This window comes from Corallococcus sp. AB049A (assembly GCF_003668885.1).
GTDB lineage: Bacteria > Myxococcota > Myxococcia > Myxococcales > Myxococcaceae > Corallococcus > Corallococcus interemptor.
Map to the genome: position 1 here is coordinate 1 of NZ_RAWL01000161.1, position 17,717 is coordinate 17,717.

The window sequence follows — 17,717 nt, forward strand, 5'->3', positions numbered from 1 at the left end:
GTATAGACGTGTGTGGGACGGGGAGGGTCCGGTGGGCCTCCTCCTCCCACGCAGGGCAGGCGGGGAGGTTCAGGGCGATGGGGTGAAGAGGCTCCGGTACACGGGCCAGGTCGTCCGGTCGCCGGGGAGCTTCCCCTGCCAGTAGCGCAGCATCAGGAAGCCCTGGAGCAGCACGAGCAGCACCAGCACCCCGGCCATGAGCCGGCGGGACGCGGGCCGGCGCAGGGTGGCGAGGAGGCCGGCGAGCCCGGGCGCGAAGAACGCGCTCGCTTCCGTATAGGCGCGGTGGCCGAAGCTGCGGCCATAGGGCCAGTGCCACCACGCGGACACCAGGTACGTGTGCAGGATGAAGAAGAGGAGGAACGGCAGCAGGTAGGGCCGCAGCCGCTCGCGGTCTCGCACGAAGCCCCATGCGGCGAAGAGCCACACCGGCGCCCAGAAGAAGAGGCCCTTGCGGATGCTGAAGAGGACCGCGAGCACCATGGGCCGGTCGAACTGGAAGCCGAAGCCCTGGTACGAGTACACGAGCCAGTGCCCCGTGGCGTAGTGCCAGAAGCCGAAGAGCACCGACATCACCGCGGCGAACGCGAGCCCGGCGAGCGCGAGGCTCGGCAGGTGCGCGCGCAGGAACTGGAGCCGCGCGCGCTGGGTCGCGCCATCGTGGACGCCGTAGAGCGGGATGAAGAGCAGCGCGAGCGCGTTGGGGTTTCGCACCAGCACGATGAGCCCCGCCACGAGCCCCAGGAGCAGGGACCGGCGCGCCGTGGGCGCCGCGTACCAGCGGGGCACGAGCAGCATCAGCGCCGCGAAGAGCGCGAACGAATAGACGTGGCTGAAGCAGGCGTCGGCGGTGCCGTAATGGAACAGGTTGGTGGCGAAGGTGACGGCGGTCAGCGTCGCCAGCACCACGGCGGGCGGGTAGAGGTCCTGCAATGCTCGGGACAGGAGCGCCAGTCCGATGACGAGCGCGAGCAGTCCGTTGAGCGCCACCGCGACCTGATAGGGCGAGGAGAAGCCATCCCGGGGCGCGCCCACGAGGCCCGCGCTGGCGTGCGCGAGGAAGAACGCGGGCAGCGTCAGCAGCGCCTGTCCCGGCGGGAAGCGGTTGAGGTAGCGGTGCGTGCCCGCGTCCAGCGTGAGGCCCACGTTGGGGTCCCAGTACTCGCCCCAGCTGGCCACCTCCTTGTGGAAGGTGGGGTCGTGCTGGATGAAGAGGGCGGGCAGGTAGACGTAGTGGCCGTACCCGTCCGACTGGATGAACGGCAGGTCCTTGTCCGCGCGCTGGAAGTAGAAGAGCACCAGGCCCAGAAGTCCGAGGACGCCCACCACCGGCGCGAACAGCCTCACCGCGCGGTGCATCCACGCTCCCGTGGGAAGAGTGGCTGCGGTGGACGGCGAGGCGGGCGTCATGGGGGCGCCCGGCACTCTAGCGCGCCGGAGCCTGCATCACCGGCCGGCCGATGGAGATGCGCCCGTTCTCCGGTGGCTTCGGATGGAAGTTGTTCTTGGGGCCGAACTGGAACGCCGTGGGCGCGCCCTGGTCATCCACCTGGAAGTGGAGGGCCCCCGGGCCCAGGCCGCCACAGGTGGGCGTCTGGCCGGGCTGGTACTTGCGCGGGTCGTAGTCCTTCCCGCAGCCCGCGAAGCTCCGCAGGGCCTTCAGCGGCAGCACGGACGTGCCGTGCGCGGCGTGGTGCTTCAGGTTCGACGCGTCGAGCACCGGCACCGCCCAGACCGCGGGCGCGCCGTCACCGGCGGGGGACACCTGCGTCGCGGGCCCCATCACCAGCAGGATGTGGCCGGTGTCCTTGTTATGGCCCGTGCCGCCCTGGCACCAGTGCCCCAGGCACCACGCGATGATGTCCCCGGGTTGTACCTGCCGCAGGTCCGTCACCGCCGTGAACGGCGCGCCCGGAGCCGGTGACGTGCCCAGGGACTGGAACCAGGCCTGCCAGACGTAGGCGCGGGGCCAGGGCCGCTTCTTCTCCTTCGGGAACTCCTCCGTCTTGAACTTCATCACCGCCGCGTACTGCGACGGCAGCACCTTGCCCACGAGGTAGCTCACCCAGCCCGAGCAGTCCGTGTATGCCGTCCAGCCGTCCTCCTGTTGCTGGATGAGTGGCTGTCCGTCCGGCGTCTGCGTGTACGCGTAGCTCGTCTGGGTGAGGCCGTTGTTGATGGCCTGCGCGGTCTCCAACAAAGGCTTCACCCCCGGAGGCAGCTCCGGCGGTGGGGCGGCCCGCGCGAAGGCGCCCACGAGGAGACCGCAGACAACGGTGAGCGTCTTCAGCGGGTGCCTGGCCATGCGCATTGCGACCTCGAAGGGACGGGCGATTTCAGCGGGACGTCTGGCGACCGGTGCGACGTACCGGCACGCGTGCGGCCGTTTCTTCGTCGAGGGGGACTTCGCGCATGAAGGTTCCCTTTCCACCCACGGGATTCCGATTCGGCTTCCACCCCTTGGGGAGCTCGACGGAAATCCCCGTTGGGTGGACGTACAGGGAATCGTCGGCTTTGAACGGGTAGCCTTTGCTCAATGCCTGGGCAATTCTGCTCGACACCCTGCCCGAGCCCCGACTGCTCAATGCGGAGAGGATCTCCTCGTCGAGCCCGAGCCTGACCTCCTTCTCGAGGCCTACCGTCCTGAAGGGCCGACCTCCGTACTGCCGCCTTTGTGGACTGGACCCGGACTGAACCGCCTCGGCGAACGGGGCGTAGTAGCCGGTGAAGAAGTTGTCACCCTCCTGCGGCGACATGGGAGGGGGCACGCGTCCCTTGCCCGGCGGGTCGATGACCTGGACGCGATAGTTGCCATGGTAGGAATCGACCATGGACGCCAGGTGGGCGTCGGGCGCAATGCCGCCGCCACCAATCAGCGCCCCACCCGCGACTCCACCGCCGATATGTGGGTTCCCAGGCCAGTGCGTCATGTTGGCGAGGCTCTGGGCCTGAGCGAGCGCGGCGAGGAGCGGGGCGGCGCCCGCGGGGCCCGCGGCGTGCCCCTTGTTCTCCCAGACGACGAAGTTGCTGACGACAAGGGTGCCCGGATGCACGTCGAAGATGACGATGTCCGGCCGCTGCGGGCCAAGAACGAACTGCCCACCATTGGCTTCGGCCCGGCTGAGATGAAACGGGTACAGGAGCGAACCGCCGCCGGCACCTGCCAGGTACTCGATGAGGGCGCCGCCGATGGCCGTTCCCAGGTGGTAGCCCAGCTGCCCTTTCTCTGTCGCGTCGACACCCATCGCCACCGGGCTTGGGGGCAGATTGGGCACTCCGGCGCCCGCGGCCACACCCGGGGCCATCCCGACGGCCGGGACGGCCACGGGCACACCCGGCACTGCCCCGACTCCCACCGGAGCGCAGGCGACACAGAACGAGTAGATCCGCCAGGAGATCTCATCGACGACCCAACCGGGCGGATAGACGCCAAGACGAAGCTGGGCGTTCATGAGCTGCGCCCATCCCAACGTCACCGGGTTTGGCATGGGGGGCGTAACGAGAGGAGCCCCCACCCCGCCGACTGCGCAACCCGCTCCGGCACCATACGGGAATCCGTATCGAATGTTAGGCATTCTGGGTCACCCCCCCCCGGGTCCATCCGTGCGATTGGCTGACTGTCTCAAACTGTCGCCTCACGCTCAACAGGTGGCGCTTGTCATTCGCCGCCACCTGCGCCACGGACGCGTCACGGACGTGTCTTGAAGGTCTGGCTCCAGCTGGGCGCCACCTTCTCGATGAGCGTCACCAGCTCCGGCGGGATGTCTCCAGTGCCGGTGAGGGGACGGACCTCCATCACGTCGTCGTTGCCCATGCCGCCCGGGTAGCGGCGGGCCCACTCGATGGCCTCCTCCTTCGACTTCACCTCCAGCACGTAGAAGCCGCCGATGAGTTCCTTGGTCTCCGCGTAGGGGCCATCCTTCACGGTGGACTTGCCGTCCTTGAAGACGACGTGCGCGCCCGGAGAGGGGCTGAGGCCCTCGGAGGCGATGAGCACGCCGGCCTTGTGCATCTCCTCGTTGAACTTCATCTGCGCGATGAAGACGGCCTCGTCGAAGGGCGCGTCCGAGTGCGTGGGTTCAATCGTGGAGGGGCGGGGGATGAGCATGAAGCGCATGGGGGCTCCTGGAATGGGGAAGGAAATGCGTGGCTCCATCCTCGCGACGAATGGCCATGCCGCGGATCGACACGGGAATTAAAGAGCGCACGCCTCCATCCTAGGTTCCTGCCCTGGCCATCTCCACGGCGTCCGCGCCCGCGGGCAGGCGGAGCGGGGAAGACGGGTCGTTCACCGCGCGCCAGATGGCCTCCACCACGTCCTGCGACCGGGTGACCGGTCCGGACGCATGCGCCGCCCTCTGCTCGAAGATGCTCCGCACGAAGCCGGCGTACGCCTCGGGGGCGTTGACGCCCTGATCCTGTCCCCGGGCCTGGGCGTTCTTCGAGAAGGACGTCTCGGGCGAGCGCCCCGGAATCACCAGGCTCACCCGCACGCCGAAGGGCCGGAGCTCCAGCGCGAGCGATTCGGTGAACATGTTGAGCGCCGCCTTGCTCGCGCTGTAGACGGAGAGCAGCGGGAGCGGCTTCAACGTCGTGCCCGACGAGACGTTCACGATGACCCCCGCCTTCTGCTGCCTGAACCCGGGCAGGAACGCCTGGGTCACGGCCATGGCGCCGAACAGGTTCGTTTCGAAGGTGCCGCGGATCGTCTCCATGGCGGTGCCTTCGAAGATGCCCATCAGGCCGACGCCCGCGTTGTTGACCAGCGCGTCGATGGGGCCCGCGTCCTCCACCAGCTTGCGGATGCTCGCCGGGTCGGTGACGTCGAGCGGGAGCACGCGCAGGTGCTCCGAGCGGGGCAGCACGTCCTCGCGCGGCTTGCGCATCGTGGCGATGACCTTCCAGCCGTGTTCGAGGAAGTGACGGGCGGTGTCGAGTCCGAAGCCGGATGAGCAGCCGGTGATCAAGATGGTCTTCATGGCGGTTCCTGTCAGTGCGGGGTTCGGTGATGGATATACGGAGCCCGGTCCGGACCTGCTACAACAGGGAGTCCATATTTCATTCGCAGGAGTCCGGTCGTGGTCGATCCCCTCGCCGAAGTGGTCTCGCTGCTCCAGCCAGGCGCTCCGTTCTCGAAGTTCGTCAGCGGCGCGGACAAGTGGCGGGTGCGGCGCGCGGAGAATGGGCGGCCCTTCTACTGCGCGGTCCTCCTGGGGCGGAGCCGCCTGGCCATTGATGGGCGTGAGCCGGTCATCCTCGAGAAGGGGGACTTCGTCCTGGTCCCCGCGGCGTTCGACTTCACGATGACGAGCATCGAGCCGCCAAAGGGGAAACACGAGACCCCGCGCATCGTGTTGCCCGATGGAGAGATCCGCAACGGCGTGCACGACGGCCCCCCAGACGTCCGGATGATGGTGGGGTACTGCACCTTCGCCTCCCCGGACGCGAGCCTGCTCGTCTCGCTGCTCCCCCAGTTCGTGCACGTTCACGGCGAGCAGCGGCTCACCACCCTCGTGGAGCTTTTGAAGGACGAGTCGCGTGAACGCAGGCCCGCGCGTGAGGTCATCCTCTCCCGCCTCATGGAGGTGCTGCTCATCGAAGCGCTCCGCTCCACCGCGGGCCTCGAGGCGTCGCCGGGACTGCTGCGCGGGCTCGCCGACGAGCGCCTGGCGGTGGCCATCCGGCGGATGCACGAGCGCCCGACCGAGCCATGGACCGTGGCGCAGCTGGCGAAGGAGGCCGCGCTGTCCCGTTCCACGTTCTTCGAGCGCTTCAGTCGCGCGGTGGGCGTCGCCCCGATGGAGTACCTGCTCGGCTGGCGCATGGCCAAGGCGAAGGACCTGCTGCGGCGCAAGAAGGAGGTCACCGTCTCCGAGGTCGCGGAGCAGGTGGGCTACAGCTCCGCGAGCACCTTCAGCGTCGCCTTCACCCGCCACGTCGGGCTGCCGCCCACGCACTACGCGCGGGAACAGCAGTAGGGCACCCGGGCAGCCGGGCCCCGGGCGCTCCACCTGGAGGGGCAGCTGACACGTCCCCATGCGTCGGACCCCGGTGGTAGAGCTGTCCCGCCATGGACGACCCCACCGAAAGGGACCCGGAGCGCCGCCGGGAGCCTCGCAAACCGAAGCCGCCCCGGAAGGTGTCGCCGCGCTATCTGGAGAACGCGGCGCTGCACTACCTCAAGCGGTACGCGGCCACGGTGAGCCAGCTCAAGCGCGTGCTGATGCGCCGGGTGGACCGCTCCGTGAAGTTCCACGGCGGCGACCGCGCGGAGGCCGTGGGCTGGGTGGACGCGCTGGCGGAGAAGCTCATCCGCAACGGCCTCATCAACGACCGGACGTACGCGGAGACGCGCGTGCACTCGCTGCGCGCATCCGGCCGCAGCGCGCGCGTCATCACCCAGAAGCTGCGCATGAAGGGCGTGGCGCCGGAGCTGGTGCAGGAGAAGCTGGCGGAGGCCACCCAGGACGTGCCCGAGGACGCCGCCGCCCGCATCTGGGCGCGCAAGAAGCGCCTGGGCCCCTTCCGGCGCGACCCGAGCACGCGCGAGGAGAACCGCCAGAGGGACCTGGCGGCGCTCGCCCGCGCGGGCTTCCCCTTCGTCATCGCGAAGCGCGTCATCGACGGGACGGCGGACGACCTGCCGGCCCGCGACTGAGGGCGCAGGGGTTCAGTACATCTTCAGGTCGTACTTCGCGGTGGGCGTGTAGTCGTCTCCCGAGGGCCGGTTGCGCTTGTCCGTGAGCTTCACCGCGTAGACGCCCCCCGCCACGACGTTGGCCGTCACGCGGTACAGCTGGCATGACGGGAGGAACTGCGAGCAGACGGTGGACTGCGTGCTGCCCAGGAGCGCCCCCAACGTGCGGGTGCCGTAGTTGTACGCGTAGATTTCGACACGCATCGTGGGGCCGTTGCGCAGGTTGTAGGTCTCCACCGTCATCACCTGGTTCACCGGCGTGGCCACCAGCACCCAGTCCACGTCGTTCTGGCGGTGGAAGGAGTGGTTGAGCTGCGGCGTGCCCAGGTACGACGAGGCGGAGGTGTGCGTGTTGTCGCTCTCGTAGGCGTCTGGAGGCGCCAGCAGGCAGTTGGCGGGCGGGCTGAAGCCGTCATTGACGCAGACGTTCCCCACGCAGTTGCAGCCGGACGCGCAGTCCGACCCCGTCGAACAGGCGCGCTCGGGCGGCAGGTCGCAGTGCCCTTCGGGCGGCGGCGGGCCGAACCCGTCCGGGACGCAATAGCCGCCCTCGCACGCACAGGCTTGACGGCATCCGAGGCTGTTCACACAGGCCCGGGCCGCCAACGCCGACCCCTGCGACACCAGCGCCTCGGCCTCGGGCGCCTGCTGCTCCTCCACGCTCCCGCAGCCCACGACGAACAGCGCCAGCGCCGCCGCACTCCAACGAAGCATCTTCACAGGGTCACCCCGGGTGGGATTCCCGGAAAGGGGCGCGGGAGTGCGCCGCCTGGAGGGAAATCCTTGTTTCACCCAGGGTGAAGTGTGCCTTCCGGGGATGGGTCTGGCAATCCCTATCAGTTCCACCAATGGGTGAGACTCGGGACCTCGGAAAGTGCGCGCCAGTCCCACGCCACTGGCGAGAAGGTGGACGTGGAGCTGGACATCCAGGCCACGCCCTCGAAGGCCTGAAAACACCACGGCCCGGCGCCTTCAATAGGCGCCGGGCCGCGTTCAAGCCCCGATGTCTGGCTTTGGCTACTCCTGGAGGTGCGTGACGCTCAGCGCCGCGTCGCTGGAAATCTCCGCCTCCGTGTAGCGCCGGTCCACCCACTGCTTCTGGGAGAACAGGGCCGTCTGGTCCGCGAACCAGGGCGAGGCCGGGTTCGTGGACTGGGAGTAGGTGAGCACGGACTTCGCCACGGGCCCTGAGTCCGTGAAGGACACGGCCATGACGAAGCTGGAGCCCAGGATGGGCTCATAGGTGCCGTCCGGCAGCAGCTGGTTGGCGATCTGGTTGAAGCAGCCCTCGTCGTGGGCGCAGCCGTGCACCGGGTAGAAGACGCCGTTCTTGCGCTTGCCCTGCACGGAGCCTGTCGTCGCGTCCAGGGCGATGCCGCGCTCGCGCAGCGTGCGGATGGCGGTGCCCAGCGCCTGGGCCACCGCCGGGTTCAGCGTGTTGAGCGTGCGCGGCGTGTTGAGCGGGTCGTTCGCGTTGAAGGGCACCAGGTACGGGCCGCCCGTGACGCCCACCGCGTTGAGGATGAACACGCGCCAGAGCAGCTCGCCCCGGCTGTCCACGTTGCCCTTCAGGTCCCACGCGGCCAGCACGGGGCAGGCGGGGCGCAGGTCCTCGAAGGTGAGGTCCGGCATCAGCACGAAGGGCGTGCGGCGGCAGAGCGCCACGGCGGCGTCGCGCAGCAGCTCACCGGAGTAGTTGCGGTTGTTGAACATCACCGTCTGGAGCTGCGGGAGCGTGAAGCCCTGGCCCTCCAGGCCGTCCGTGCCGGCGATGCGGCCCTGCACCATCTTCAGGCCCAGGCGGGTGCGCAGGCTGCGCACGTTCTTCTCCCCGCCCAGGATGCGCGGGAAGCCGGTGAGCGGCTGGGCGGGGTTGGGCAGCCAGTAGCTGTCGTTGGAGTTGGTGACGTAGTCCGCGCGCTGCAGGCGCGGCAGGCTGCCCGGGCCGAAGATGCCCGGCTCCACCGCGTCCGCGTCGCTGCCCAGCGCGCAGTCGGAGCGCGAGCCGTCCAGCACCGGCAGCCCCGCGCTCGCGAGCACCAGCAGCGGGATGGGGGACAGCACGCAGCGCGCGAGCTTCGCGTCGGTGACGTGCGGCACCACGCTCATGTCCGCGTAGTACGCGCGGCCCTGCGCGTCCGTGGCGATGGTGTTCACCCAGGGGATGCCCTGCCAGGTGTCCTGCGCCGTGCGCAGCTCGTCCACGTTCGCCGCGCGGTCCATGGCGAAGAACGCGTCGAGCAGGCGCAGGTTGGAGGCGTTGGCGTCATGGAACGCGTAGCCGGTGAGGCCGTTCCACGTCATCAGGCCGGCCGGGTACTCCAGCATCGGGCCCAGGTGCGAACGGTAGAACGTGTGCTGGCGTGACGTGAGCGACCCGTCCGCCTCCTTCGCCTGCACCGTGACGGTGCGGGTCGTCATGTCGCGAACCTGGCCGTCGTACAGGTACTTCGTCGGGAAGCCCGGGACGAGCTTCAGCTCGAACGGGGTGAAGCGGTACGCGGTGGAGACGGTGTGGCTCCAGGCCAGCGTCTCGTTGTGGCCGATGAGGATGGCCGGCACGCCCAGCAGGCTCACGCCGGAGACGTTGAGCTTGCCCGGCACCGTGAGGTGCGCCTCGTAGAAGCGCTCCGAGCCCTCCCAGGGGAAGTGCGGGTTGGCCAGCAGCATGCCCTTGCCGTTGCGCGTGGCCTGGGCGCCCAGGCCGAAGGCGTTGCTGCCCAGGCCGAGCGTCTCCGAGCTGGGGAACACCTTGCGGTCCAGCGTGGCGGGCGCGGGCAGCGGCAGGGGCAGCGTGCCGTCCGGCAAGAGGGACGGGGGCTTCGCGTCCACCAGCGCGTCCAGGAAGTACAGCGAGCTGGCGAAGAGGCTCAGCTGGTAGTAGCGCAGGTACAGGTCGCGCTCGGTGATGGGGCGCACCCAGGCGGCGCCGCGGCAGCGCGGATCCGAGATGCCGTCCACGCCGACTTCGTTCAGGTAGCGGTTGATGCCGGCCGTGTAGCCGCGCACCAGCTCGCGCGCGTCCTGGGACGGGCCCAGGGGCGCGGGCTTCGCCAGCAGCGTGTCCACCGTGCCGTCGTCGATGATGGCCTGGTAGAAGAAGTCGCTCTTGAGGTTGTTGTACTGGCTGCCCAGGGCCGCCAGGTACGTGGCGGCCGGCCCGAAGTAGCGCGAGCGCTGGGCGTTCACCGTCACCAGCGAGTCCATCAGCGCGCAGAAGTTGTCCTGCGCGAACGCGTAGCCGTAGCCGTAGCCCACGCCGGCGAAGTCGTCCGCCAGCACGTGCGGGATGCCATGCGCCGTCCTGCGCACGGTGGCGGAGAGACTGCCCGCCCCCTGCTTCACCGTCGCGGTCGTGCCTTCCGGCGCCGCGGCGCGCGGCTCACAGGCGGTGGCCAGCAGCAGCAGCGCCGTCAGCGGCAGCAGCCCGGCGCCACCGGTCCTTCCGTTGCGTCCATCCATTCGAGGGATTCCTTTTCGCGGTGGGGAAAGAAATTCCCTCCTAATTGTAGAAACGCATCATTCCTGGATCGTCCCGGGATACGGGGCGAGCGGAATCCGGTGTTTACGTGTATGGCTGGGGCCCGCGGGTGTTTCACGAAAGGAAACCAGCACATGAAACGGATGTTCGCGGGCGCGCTCGTCGTCGCGGCGTTGGGGACCCTGGGGTGCGGTGGAGCGAAGGCCACCGGGCCGGGCGCGGAGGCCGCTGGCACGGGTACGGCGCGGCAGTCCCTGGAGGATTCGCGCGCGAGCCTGAGGGCGGCGGAGCAGGCCATGTCGGACGCGGCGGAGAAGTCCGGTTCGGCGCAGGCGTTCGCGGACTTCGTCGCGGACGACGCGGTGCTGCTCGTGGACGGCGAGTACGCGCAGAAGGGCAAGGAGGCCATCCGCGCGTGGCTGTCCGCGCATCCGCTGGAGGCGGAGGGCAAGGTGCGCTGGACGCCGGTGCGCTGGGACGTGAGCGCGGACGGGACGCTGGGGTACTCGCTGGGTAACGCGTCGGTGGAGTCAGGCGGCACGTCGGTGCGGCCTTCCGGGCGCTACATCACCGCGTGGAAGCGCCAGCCGGACGGGCAGTGGCGCGTGGTGGTGGCGGTGCGCAACGCGGCCAAGACGCCGATGACGCCGCCCGCGGGCTTCACGCCGTCGTCCACGCTGCCGCTCCCGGAGCCTCGCGCGCTGGTGCCCGCGCAGGTGCTGGAGGAGGCGAAGGCCGCGGACCGCGCGTTCTCCGCGCAGTCCACCGCCGAGGGCATGGGCAAGGCCTTCACCGCCTGGGCCGCGGAGGACGCGGTGCTGCCGCAGGGGTCCGCCGGCATCTTCGGCCATGACGCCGTCGCGAAGGCCTACGCGCCGTTCACGCTGGACAAGATCGACCTGCGCTGGGAGCCGGTGCTGGGAGACGCCGCCGGTTCGGGCGACCTCGCGTACACGGTGGGCCGCGCCATCGCCACCGGCAAGAACGAGCAGGGCCAGCCGGAGGTGGACCACGTGAAGTACCTCACCGTCTGGCGCCGGCAGGCCGACGGACAGTGGCGCTACGTCGCGGACGGCGGCAACTCCAGCCCTGGTCCGCAGGGCCCGTGAGGCTCGCTGTCAGCCCTTGAAGACGTGTTCGCGGTGCCACCTCAGATAGCTGGGGTGGGGCCGCCACTCGGGACGCTCCGGCAGTCGCAGCTGGCGGTGGGGCTGGACGAGCCGGCCCAGATCCTCGGGCACACCGCGGGTCGCCAGCAGGGCGCAGTGGTCATCGTTGATGGAAATGAGGCCCCGGTCGAACATCCAATGCACGGTGCCTGTCAGGGCCAGCCCGTTGCGGACGGAGTCAGGACCGTGGGACGCCACGGGTTGGATGTGCGCCGCCTGAACTTCCGGCCGCCCGCCGCCATTGGTGAGTCTCAAGCCGTTCGAGCTATTCGGCCCATTGGCTCTGCGGAACTCGTAATAGACGATCAGCTCCCCGACGGCTGCCTCCACCTGCCGTAGATAGGTGCGCGGAAGTGCTAACGCACCTTGGGCTGGTCATCGTCGCCGGACCGCACTTGGTTAGAGGCTGCTACTCCTTGGGAAACAGCTTCCACTTGGGCGGATACCAGTAGGAGATGGGGACCGGTCGGGCCTCGTAACGCTGCTTGATGCGGGTCCGCCCACCTTCGGAGGTGGCTTCTGGATGCATGACCCGAGAATATTTATCGACCTCGCAGAACAGGTTCTGGCAGTCGATGGGTTGGAGTTCCCTGCCCCAGAGGGTTTGAAACCGTAGCCCCAGCCGGTCGAACTCCTGGCTGGCCAGCTTCGTCACCGCGTAGATGATCTCATCCTCGCCCAGTCCTGCGGTATCGCTGAAGCACTTGGCAATTCCACTTCGCGCGCCTGGTCCCGCGACGACGAACTCGGCCTCATCAAACTGAAGCAACTCGCTGTAGTTCAGGTCGATGGCGAACTGGAACGCCAGGAAGTCCCCTAGTGAAGGATAGGATCGCAACAGTTGGAAGACATCGCGCAGCGTGTGGGCGGATGCGACTTTACGGGGGGCATGGTCCGCCATCATCCGGCGCAGCAGTTCCAAGTGGTTGGTGTGCTTTCGAGCTGCACCAAAGAGTGGAGACGGCATGATGTACGCTGCGGAGTACAGGCGGTTACCCTCGTGGAACGCAGTTCCGAGCACCGCGTTCGCCTTCTCAAAGTCGAAGGACCTCCACGTAATGGGACCCAGCCGTGCTTCAAGTAGCTCCCACGTTTCGATGCGGTTGAAGAGCTTGAAAAGGAGGGTCCTGAAGAAGATCTCTTCTTCTTGCTGTGGGCCGTCATAGATGACGCGCCGTATGAGGTACTGGCTCACTCGGTCCGAGGCTCGATAGACGTTAGTGAACCGGAATGAGCGCAGGACGGGGTCCTCAGTCCATGGAGGGGGGCTACCTGAAAGCCGTCGGAAGAACACCTCCTGCCGCATCGCCGCGAAGCGCCAGTACGTGTCGTACACGGGGGTCGTGCGGAGGACCTTTCCGCCTGGAAGACGGATGTCGCGGTTCTCGTGGGGCCTTGGAGCGGGGGAGAAAAGTGTGCCCTGTAGGGAGGAGCCTCGCATGAGGCGGCCTACCTTACCTGCTCCACGATGAGCTGGCGCGCATTCAGATGGAGCGTCACAAGGCCTCCCTTCTGCTCCTTGAGCTGTCGGAAGGCCCGGAACCCTTCAAGGATGGCCTCCTCCCACTGCCAGAGGGGGACGTCAGCGACCTCGAATCCCTTCGTGAATTCTTGGATGCTCTTCAGTAGGTCGAAGTCCACTTGCTGGACCTTCTCGAAGTAGCCCACCTGTTTCGCGCGGCTGAAGACGATGGCGGAGATTGCTTCCTCGATTATGACCGCTCTCGCTCCATCTTGATTCTCGTCGGCAAGGTGATTGCTTTTTCGCTTCGAGCGGAGAAGAGCGCGCAGTACTGGCGACCAGCCGAGGTAGACCGCATAGGCGAAGTGAAAGATGTCGTGGTAGCGGTACCCATCTGAGTCCGTAATGTTGTCGCTGATTCGGTCTCCGATGTTGATGTCATTGTATCGGAGTAGAACTTGAGGCTTCTGCTCTGTACCTCGCTCGATGAAGCGGACGGTGAACAGGCGGGGGAGCCGTTCTTCCTCGGGACAAGGCTCATCGAAGAATGCATGCGCTGTTCTTCCGTCGGGCGGCCATCGGCTCACGGTCTTGGCGCGATTTCGCTTGGACGCCTCTTCCAGGTCGACATGTGCGAGGGCGGCGACCGTGCGCAAGTAGAGCCAGGTATCCGTGAGTGCGCTGCGCAGTCCCTCTTCGCTAAATCGCTGAACAGCTTCGAGTGCTCGGCCAGCGGCGGCGCCCAGGGCCAGGAGTGAGGACGGCTGAGTCTCCTCACTGTCCGGTACGTTAATCGGTAGCCTCAAGGGCAGGTTGGGCACTCCGACTGTGGCGAGCCGTACGAAATACCATAACACATCGCCAATTTCGTCTACGAGCCGCTCCCTATAGAATGGATACGCAGGGCCTTCTCTTTTCTGCTTCTTAAACTCGGCGAGGACGCCTCCCACCTCACCCAAGAGGCCAACTGCCAGGAATTCCTTGTGGTCAGTTTTGTTCGCGAGGGTGTCGGTCTTCCCGGCTTCTGCCGCGAATTGGACAAGCCAGTTCATGTCCGCCTCCGAGCCTGCTTCCGAGGGCTGGCCCCTACTGGCTTGATCAACTGACCGCGAAACTCCTTCGGCTCTCCTTTGAAACCCTCCTGGCCCAGAGAGAAAACCCACTGGGTGAATTCCTCTTCGAACCCGGGACGAAAGTTGACTAGGTGGCCATGCCCCCCGGGGTGAACAACGGTTTCCCTCCAGCCTTTTCGGAACTGCTTAGGAATCTCGACAGCATCCTTGCCGAAATAGACGAACCAGTTGCTCAGCAGTACTTGGTTGGCGCCAGTATCTGCTTTCAGGTTTGCGCGGTTGGTTTGGCCTCGGCTGTGGCTGTGGTGTGACCGTTCTTGGCGCCAGCGCCCGTTGGAGGGGTCGTGATGGTAAATGTTGTCGCCAAATGCTTGTTTGAGGCTCCCGTGCAGATTGGGCCGCTTCAACAGAAAGCGATGGTCATTCCAGTACTCATCGAACGTGAGCGTCTCGCCCACTCGCATGGCGAAGACGAGCCGATCTCCCAGTCCATAGCGCTTTGAGCCAGTCCCAGCCACCCAGTCTCCGACTCTAGCGCCCCTTCGAATCACTGGTTTACAGGTGGCGAGAGAGCAAACGTTGAAAAAGGGGTTCGGAGCGAACCCGTAGTCCCGCGCGACTACATAGCTATAGAGCTTCATTGGGGCTCGGGCTCCCCGCAGGTGAAGCGGTCGATCTCTCGCTCCGGGAGCTCCATCTCGCTATCGGGTTTGAGGAGGGTGTTGAGTCGGCCGTCGATAGCCGCCATCAACAGCGCACTTCGCAGGCTCACCAACGCATCTCCGTACATGTGGAAGCTGGCGGGGAGGTCAGACTCCTTGCCATCCTGGTCGTACACGCCCACGATGCGCTTGCCCTGCTGCTGCGCGTAGTTGATCGCCCAGTCGGCCAACGGGTGGGCGTGGATGCCGGGGGCGATGATCACGAGCATCGTGCCTGCCCAGTCAATATTCGGCTGCAGGACGTCGTGCTTGATGGACTCCTCGTCGTCGCTCTTGGCCTCTGCTCGCGTGGCGCTGTCGATGGAGGAGTCGCGGATGTGGTAGCCGGCCTTTTGGAGGAGCTCCCTCAGTTCTGAGAGTGCTGCGGCCTCCTGATGGACATGGCTGATGAAGAGCTTCTTGGACTCACCGCTCACGGCAAACCATCCTGTGGCTAGAGATGGCCAAGAGACTACCCAGGGGCTCTGACACGCCATCCCTCGGAATAGGGATGGACGGAGTGCGCCTCTTCTGACAGCTGCCGATGTGGGGACTCACAATGAGCCGAGACGGGCAGTACGAGGCAGTCCTGACTGTCCTGTGTGTTTTACCGTCTAGACAGAAACACTACCGATTGACCTCTTGCTCATGGGAACAGTTCTTGTCGGTGGATCTCTTACACTTCACGGGCTTCACTTTTCGATCGACGGTCGGCCACGTTTTGGTGGGTTGGACAGCTGCTATCAGTCCCTCGCCAAGAACTGAAATAGCTGCTTAGCCTTGTATTCCAGAGTAGTGCATCGCAAGAAGGGAGCTCCCCCGTAGTGTGGAGCTCCCCCTTCATGCGTACCCCTCGTTCCGTGCGTCGGCTGTCGTTCGTCCCGCTGTTCGCGCTCGCGGCCTGTGGCCCGTCCGAGCCGTCCGAGCCCGGCACTCCCGAGACTCCGGCCCTGACGGCGCAGGAGGCCGCGCTCACCGAGCTGATCATCAACGGCACGTTCAGCTCCGGCACGGTGGCGCCGTGGTGGAACAACGCCAGCACGCAGTCGTCCGTGGAGAGCGGCCGGTGGCGCGTGGACGTGGCGGCGAACACGGCCAACCCGTGGGACGCCATCGTGGGGCAGAGCGGGCTGACGCTCACCGCCGGGCAGACGTACACGCTGGCGTTCACCGCCACCGCATCGGCCTCCATCACCGCGCGCGCCACCGTGCAGCAGGAGGTGGCGCCGTACACGTCCACGCTCACGCAGTCGTTCACGCTGGACGGCACGTCCCGCCGGTTCTCCTTCCCCTTCACGTCGTCGTTCTCGTCGGGACAGGGGCAGGTGACGTTCCAGCTGGGCGGCCGCGCCAACGCCGTCACCGTGCGGCTGGATGACATCTCGCTCACCACGGAGAGCGGCACCGGCTCCGGCCCGGTGGCGATGACGAGCGGCTTCTACGTGGACCCCAACTCCAACCCGGCTGTGTGGGCGCGCAACAACAGCGGGGATGGCCGCGCGTCGCGCATCAACGCGTCCATCGCGTCGAAGCCGATGGCGCGCTGGTTCGGCAACTGGAACACCAACCTCTCCCAGGACGTGTCCAACTTCGTGGCCGCTGCGGACGCGGCGGACAAGCTGCCCGTGCTGGTGGCCTACAACATCCCGGGCCGCGACTGCGGCAGCCACTCCGGCGGCGGTGCGGGCAGCGCGGACGCGTACCGCGCGTGGATCGCCACCTTCGCCGCGGCCATTGGCAACCGGCCGGCGGTGGTCATCGTGGAGCCGGACGGTGTCGCGCAGCTGGACTGCCTCCCCAACGACACGGAGCGCGCCACGCGGCTGAGCCTCATCCGCTACGCCTCCGAGCAGCTGCGCGACCGCGCGCCCAACACCTGGACGTACCTGGACGGCGGCAACGCGAGCTGGATTCCCGCCGACACCATGGCGCAGCGCCTGGAGTCCGCGGGCGTGCGCAACGTGCGCGGCTTCTCCCTCAACGTCTCCAACTTCCATCCCACCGCGCAGTCCACCACGTACGGCAACGCGGTGAACGCCGCGCTGGACAGCCGCTATGGCTACACGCGGCAGTACGTCATCGACACCAGCCGCAACGGCAACGGCTCCAACGGCGAGTGGTGCAACCCCGCTGGCCGCAAGCTGGGCGCCCCGTCCCAGACGGGCGGCGGCGCGGAGATGCTCCTGTGGGTGAAGACGCCGGGGGACTCGGATGGCCAGTGCGGCATCGCCCCGGGCACGCCCGCCGGACAGTTCAGCCCGGACCTGGCGACGCGCCTCATCGACGGCATCTGAAGCTCCTCCGGATGCGACAACGCCTTCCCTGGCTCGAGGCTGGGGAAGGCGTCGGGGTGATGCAGGGTGCCTTAGCTCGACTCGCTGACGCTGAGGCGCCGGCTGGCGCCGCCGTTGCCCTTGCCCAGGGCCTGGGTGCGCTCCAGGTTGGCCTGGGCCAGGGCCTCGCGCTTCTCCGGCGTCTTCGCGGTGCCGTCCTTCTGCACCGTCATCACGCCGCCGCTGCCGTGCTTCGCCTGGGCCTGTTCAATGCTCTTCTTCAGGTCGCTGGCCTTCACCCAGTAGGCGCCGTTGACGGGGTCGCGCACGCGGTAGAGGTCGTCGTCCGTGCCCCGGCTCTTGCCCGGGTTCACGCCGTCGATGGTGAGCCAGTGCAGCTCGCCGCTCTCCGGACCCTTGTCGCCCTCCGCCAGGGTCGTGTTGAGCAGCGCTCCGGAGTCCACCATCGCCAGGGCCATCTGGCCGTGCTTCAGCGCGCTGCTGAGCGCGTCCGTGTTGCACTCGTCGAAGCCGTTGGTGACCTTGATGCCCATGCTCCCGAGCATCGCGCCCATCTCGTCCGGGGTCGCGCCGTCATCCAGGTTCACGTTCACGCGGTCCCGCACGGACGTGCTCAGCGTGTCCGCCTTGTTGCGGACCTTCTCGCGGGCCTCCTGCTGCGTCAGCGGGGCGGCCTCCTCTGCACCGGCCTGCTCCAGGTAGGTGAGGGTTGCCTCCGCGCAGCCCTTCTTGCTCGTCTGCGCGACGGTCGTCTGGGGCGCGTTCCAGCCCTGCTCCTTCTGGGCCTGCGTCGCCTCGTTGGTGGGGATGGCGCTGGCGGCCGGGTCCGTACCCGGGGGC

At 67.4% G+C, this 17,717-nt stretch carries 17 protein-coding genes; 4 read left to right on the top strand and 13 right to left on the bottom strand.

Features of this window, described 5'->3' with window-relative positions; all coding sequences use genetic code 11:
* Positions 1–69: 69 nt before the first annotated feature.
* From D7X55_RS18640 to D7X55_RS18660, 5 genes are all read right to left on the bottom strand, one after another.
* Positions 70–1,359: a hypothetical protein gene (locus D7X55_RS18640; protein WP_121723772.1), complete on the bottom strand. Its 1,290-nt coding sequence runs from the start codon at positions 1,357–1,359 to the stop codon at positions 70–72.
* A gap of 67 nt (positions 1,360–1,426) precedes the next feature.
* On the bottom strand, positions 1,427–2,311 hold the full coding sequence (locus D7X55_RS18645) for a hypothetical protein (RefSeq protein ID WP_121723773.1): 885 nt from the start codon (positions 2,309–2,311) through the stop codon (positions 1,427–1,429).
* A 25-nt stretch (positions 2,312–2,336) separates the two neighbouring features.
* On the bottom strand, positions 2,337–3,452 hold the full coding sequence (locus tag D7X55_RS18650; protein ID WP_147470140.1) for a hypothetical protein: 1,116 nt from the start codon (positions 3,450–3,452) through the stop codon (positions 2,337–2,339).
* A 236-nt stretch (positions 3,453–3,688) separates the two neighbouring features.
* Positions 3,689–4,117 carry a YciI family protein gene (locus D7X55_RS18655; protein WP_120550190.1) on the bottom strand — a complete coding sequence of 143 codons (429 nt, stop codon included), beginning with the start codon at positions 4,115–4,117 and terminating at the stop codon, positions 3,689–3,691.
* A 100-nt stretch (positions 4,118–4,217) separates the two neighbouring features.
* Positions 4,218–4,979, bottom strand: a complete 762-nt coding sequence (locus D7X55_RS18660; RefSeq protein ID WP_120550189.1) for an SDR family oxidoreductase — start codon at positions 4,977–4,979, stop codon at positions 4,218–4,220.
* Positions 4,980–5,078: 99 nt separating this feature from the next.
* On the opposite strand from D7X55_RS18660, the gene D7X55_RS18665 reads away from it, so the two are divergent.
* The gene (locus D7X55_RS18665) at positions 5,079–5,978 is read left to right on the top strand and encodes an AraC family transcriptional regulator (RefSeq protein WP_120550188.1); all 900 of its coding nucleotides are present in this window, start codon (positions 5,079–5,081) and stop codon (positions 5,976–5,978) included.
* Between the two features lie 92 nt (positions 5,979–6,070).
* On the top strand, positions 6,071–6,658 hold the full coding sequence (locus D7X55_RS18670) for a regulatory protein RecX (RefSeq protein ID WP_121723775.1): 588 nt from the start codon (positions 6,071–6,073) through the stop codon (positions 6,656–6,658).
* A 12-nt stretch (positions 6,659–6,670) separates the two neighbouring features.
* On the opposite strand, the gene D7X55_RS18675 is transcribed toward D7X55_RS18670, so the two are convergent.
* Together D7X55_RS18675 and D7X55_RS18680 are read right to left on the bottom strand one after the other, a co-directional pair.
* The gene (locus D7X55_RS18675; RefSeq protein ID WP_121723776.1) at positions 6,671–7,411 is read right to left on the bottom strand and encodes a hypothetical protein; all 741 of its coding nucleotides are present in this window, start codon (positions 7,409–7,411) and stop codon (positions 6,671–6,673) included.
* A 303-nt stretch (positions 7,412–7,714) separates the two neighbouring features.
* The gene (locus D7X55_RS18680) at positions 7,715–10,159 is read right to left on the bottom strand and encodes an acylase (protein ID WP_121723777.1); all 2,445 of its coding nucleotides are present in this window, start codon (positions 10,157–10,159) and stop codon (positions 7,715–7,717) included.
* Between the two features lie 153 nt (positions 10,160–10,312).
* Between D7X55_RS18680 and D7X55_RS18685 the strand changes: the two genes are divergently transcribed.
* A complete protein-coding gene (locus D7X55_RS18685; protein ID WP_158626389.1) occupies positions 10,313–11,287 on the top strand; it encodes a DUF4440 domain-containing protein in 975 nt (324 codons plus the stop codon).
* 9 nt (positions 11,288–11,296) lie between these two features.
* On the opposite strand, the gene D7X55_RS18690 is transcribed toward D7X55_RS18685, so the two are convergent.
* From D7X55_RS18690 to D7X55_RS18705, 5 genes are all read right to left on the bottom strand, one after another.
* Positions 11,297–11,677, bottom strand: coding sequence for an HNH endonuclease (locus D7X55_RS18690; protein ID WP_121723779.1), 381 nt, complete (start codon positions 11,675–11,677; stop codon positions 11,297–11,299).
* A gap of 79 nt (positions 11,678–11,756) precedes the next feature.
* A complete protein-coding gene (locus tag D7X55_RS18695; RefSeq protein ID WP_158626390.1) occupies positions 11,757–12,788 on the bottom strand; it encodes a nucleotide kinase domain-containing protein in 1,032 nt (343 codons plus the stop codon).
* An 8-nt stretch (positions 12,789–12,796) separates the two neighbouring features.
* Complete coding sequence (locus tag D7X55_RS18700; RefSeq protein WP_121723780.1) at positions 12,797–13,861, bottom strand: pyrophosphatase; 1,065 nt, start codon at positions 13,859–13,861, stop codon at positions 12,797–12,799.
* A complete protein-coding gene (locus tag D7X55_RS42930; RefSeq protein ID WP_158626391.1) occupies positions 13,858–14,523 on the bottom strand; it encodes a hypothetical protein in 666 nt (221 codons plus the stop codon). The genes D7X55_RS18700 and D7X55_RS42930 overlap by 4 nt, the downstream gene beginning before the upstream one ends.
* Positions 14,520–15,020, bottom strand: coding sequence for a TIR domain-containing protein (locus D7X55_RS18705; RefSeq protein ID WP_158626392.1), 501 nt, complete (start codon positions 15,018–15,020; stop codon positions 14,520–14,522). Before D7X55_RS18705 ends, D7X55_RS42930 begins: the two co-directional genes overlap by 4 nt.
* 405 nt (positions 15,021–15,425) lie before the next feature.
* On the opposite strand from D7X55_RS18705, the gene D7X55_RS18710 reads away from it, so the two are divergent.
* Positions 15,426–16,877, top strand: a complete 1,452-nt coding sequence (locus D7X55_RS18710) for a glycoside hydrolase family 6 protein (RefSeq protein ID WP_121723784.1) — start codon at positions 15,426–15,428, stop codon at positions 16,875–16,877.
* A 71-nt stretch (positions 16,878–16,948) separates the two neighbouring features.
* Here the strand turns inward: D7X55_RS18710 and D7X55_RS18715 are convergent.
* A partial coding sequence (locus D7X55_RS18715) for a hypothetical protein (protein ID WP_158626393.1) occupies positions 16,949–17,717 on the bottom strand: 769 nt, incomplete at its 5' end.

What these genes read in the sequence shown, in the direction of transcription:
- D7X55_RS18680 (WP_121723777.1), bottom strand. Translation starts at nt 10,159, where the DNA reads ATGGATGGACGCAACGGAAGGACCGGTGGCGCCGGGCTGCTGCCGCTG.
- D7X55_RS18650 (WP_147470140.1), bottom strand. Translation starts at nt 3,452, where the DNA reads ATGAACGCCCAGCTTCGTCTTGGCGTCTATCCGCCCGGTTGGGTCGTC.
- D7X55_RS18695 (WP_158626390.1), bottom strand. Translation starts at nt 12,788, where the DNA reads ATGCGAGGCTCCTCCCTACAGGGCACACTTTTCTCCCCCGCTCCAAGG.
- D7X55_RS18655 (WP_120550190.1), bottom strand. Translation starts at nt 4,117, where the DNA reads ATGCGCTTCATGCTCATCCCCCGCCCCTCCACGATTGAACCCACGCAC.
- D7X55_RS18640 (WP_121723772.1), bottom strand. Translation starts at nt 1,359, where the DNA reads ATGCACCGCGCGGTGAGGCTGTTCGCGCCGGTGGTGGGCGTCCTCGGA.
- D7X55_RS18675 (WP_121723776.1), bottom strand. Translation starts at nt 7,411, where the DNA reads ATGCTTCGTTGGAGTGCGGCGGCGCTGGCGCTGTTCGTCGTGGGCTGC.
- D7X55_RS18670 (WP_121723775.1), top strand. Translation starts at nt 6,071, where the DNA reads ATGGACGACCCCACCGAAAGGGACCCGGAGCGCCGCCGGGAGCCTCGC.
- D7X55_RS18700 (WP_121723780.1), bottom strand. Translation starts at nt 13,861, where the DNA reads ATGAACTGGCTTGTCCAATTCGCGGCAGAAGCCGGGAAGACCGACACC.
- D7X55_RS18710 (WP_121723784.1), top strand. Translation starts at nt 15,426, where the DNA reads ATGCGTACCCCTCGTTCCGTGCGTCGGCTGTCGTTCGTCCCGCTGTTC.
- D7X55_RS18685 (WP_158626389.1), top strand. Translation starts at nt 10,313, where the DNA reads ATGAAACGGATGTTCGCGGGCGCGCTCGTCGTCGCGGCGTTGGGGACC.
- D7X55_RS42930 (WP_158626391.1), bottom strand. Translation starts at nt 14,523, where the DNA reads ATGAAGCTCTATAGCTATGTAGTCGCGCGGGACTACGGGTTCGCTCCG.
- D7X55_RS18645 (WP_121723773.1), bottom strand. Translation starts at nt 2,311, where the DNA reads ATGCGCATGGCCAGGCACCCGCTGAAGACGCTCACCGTTGTCTGCGGT.
- D7X55_RS18660 (WP_120550189.1), bottom strand. Translation starts at nt 4,979, where the DNA reads ATGAAGACCATCTTGATCACCGGCTGCTCATCCGGCTTCGGACTCGAC.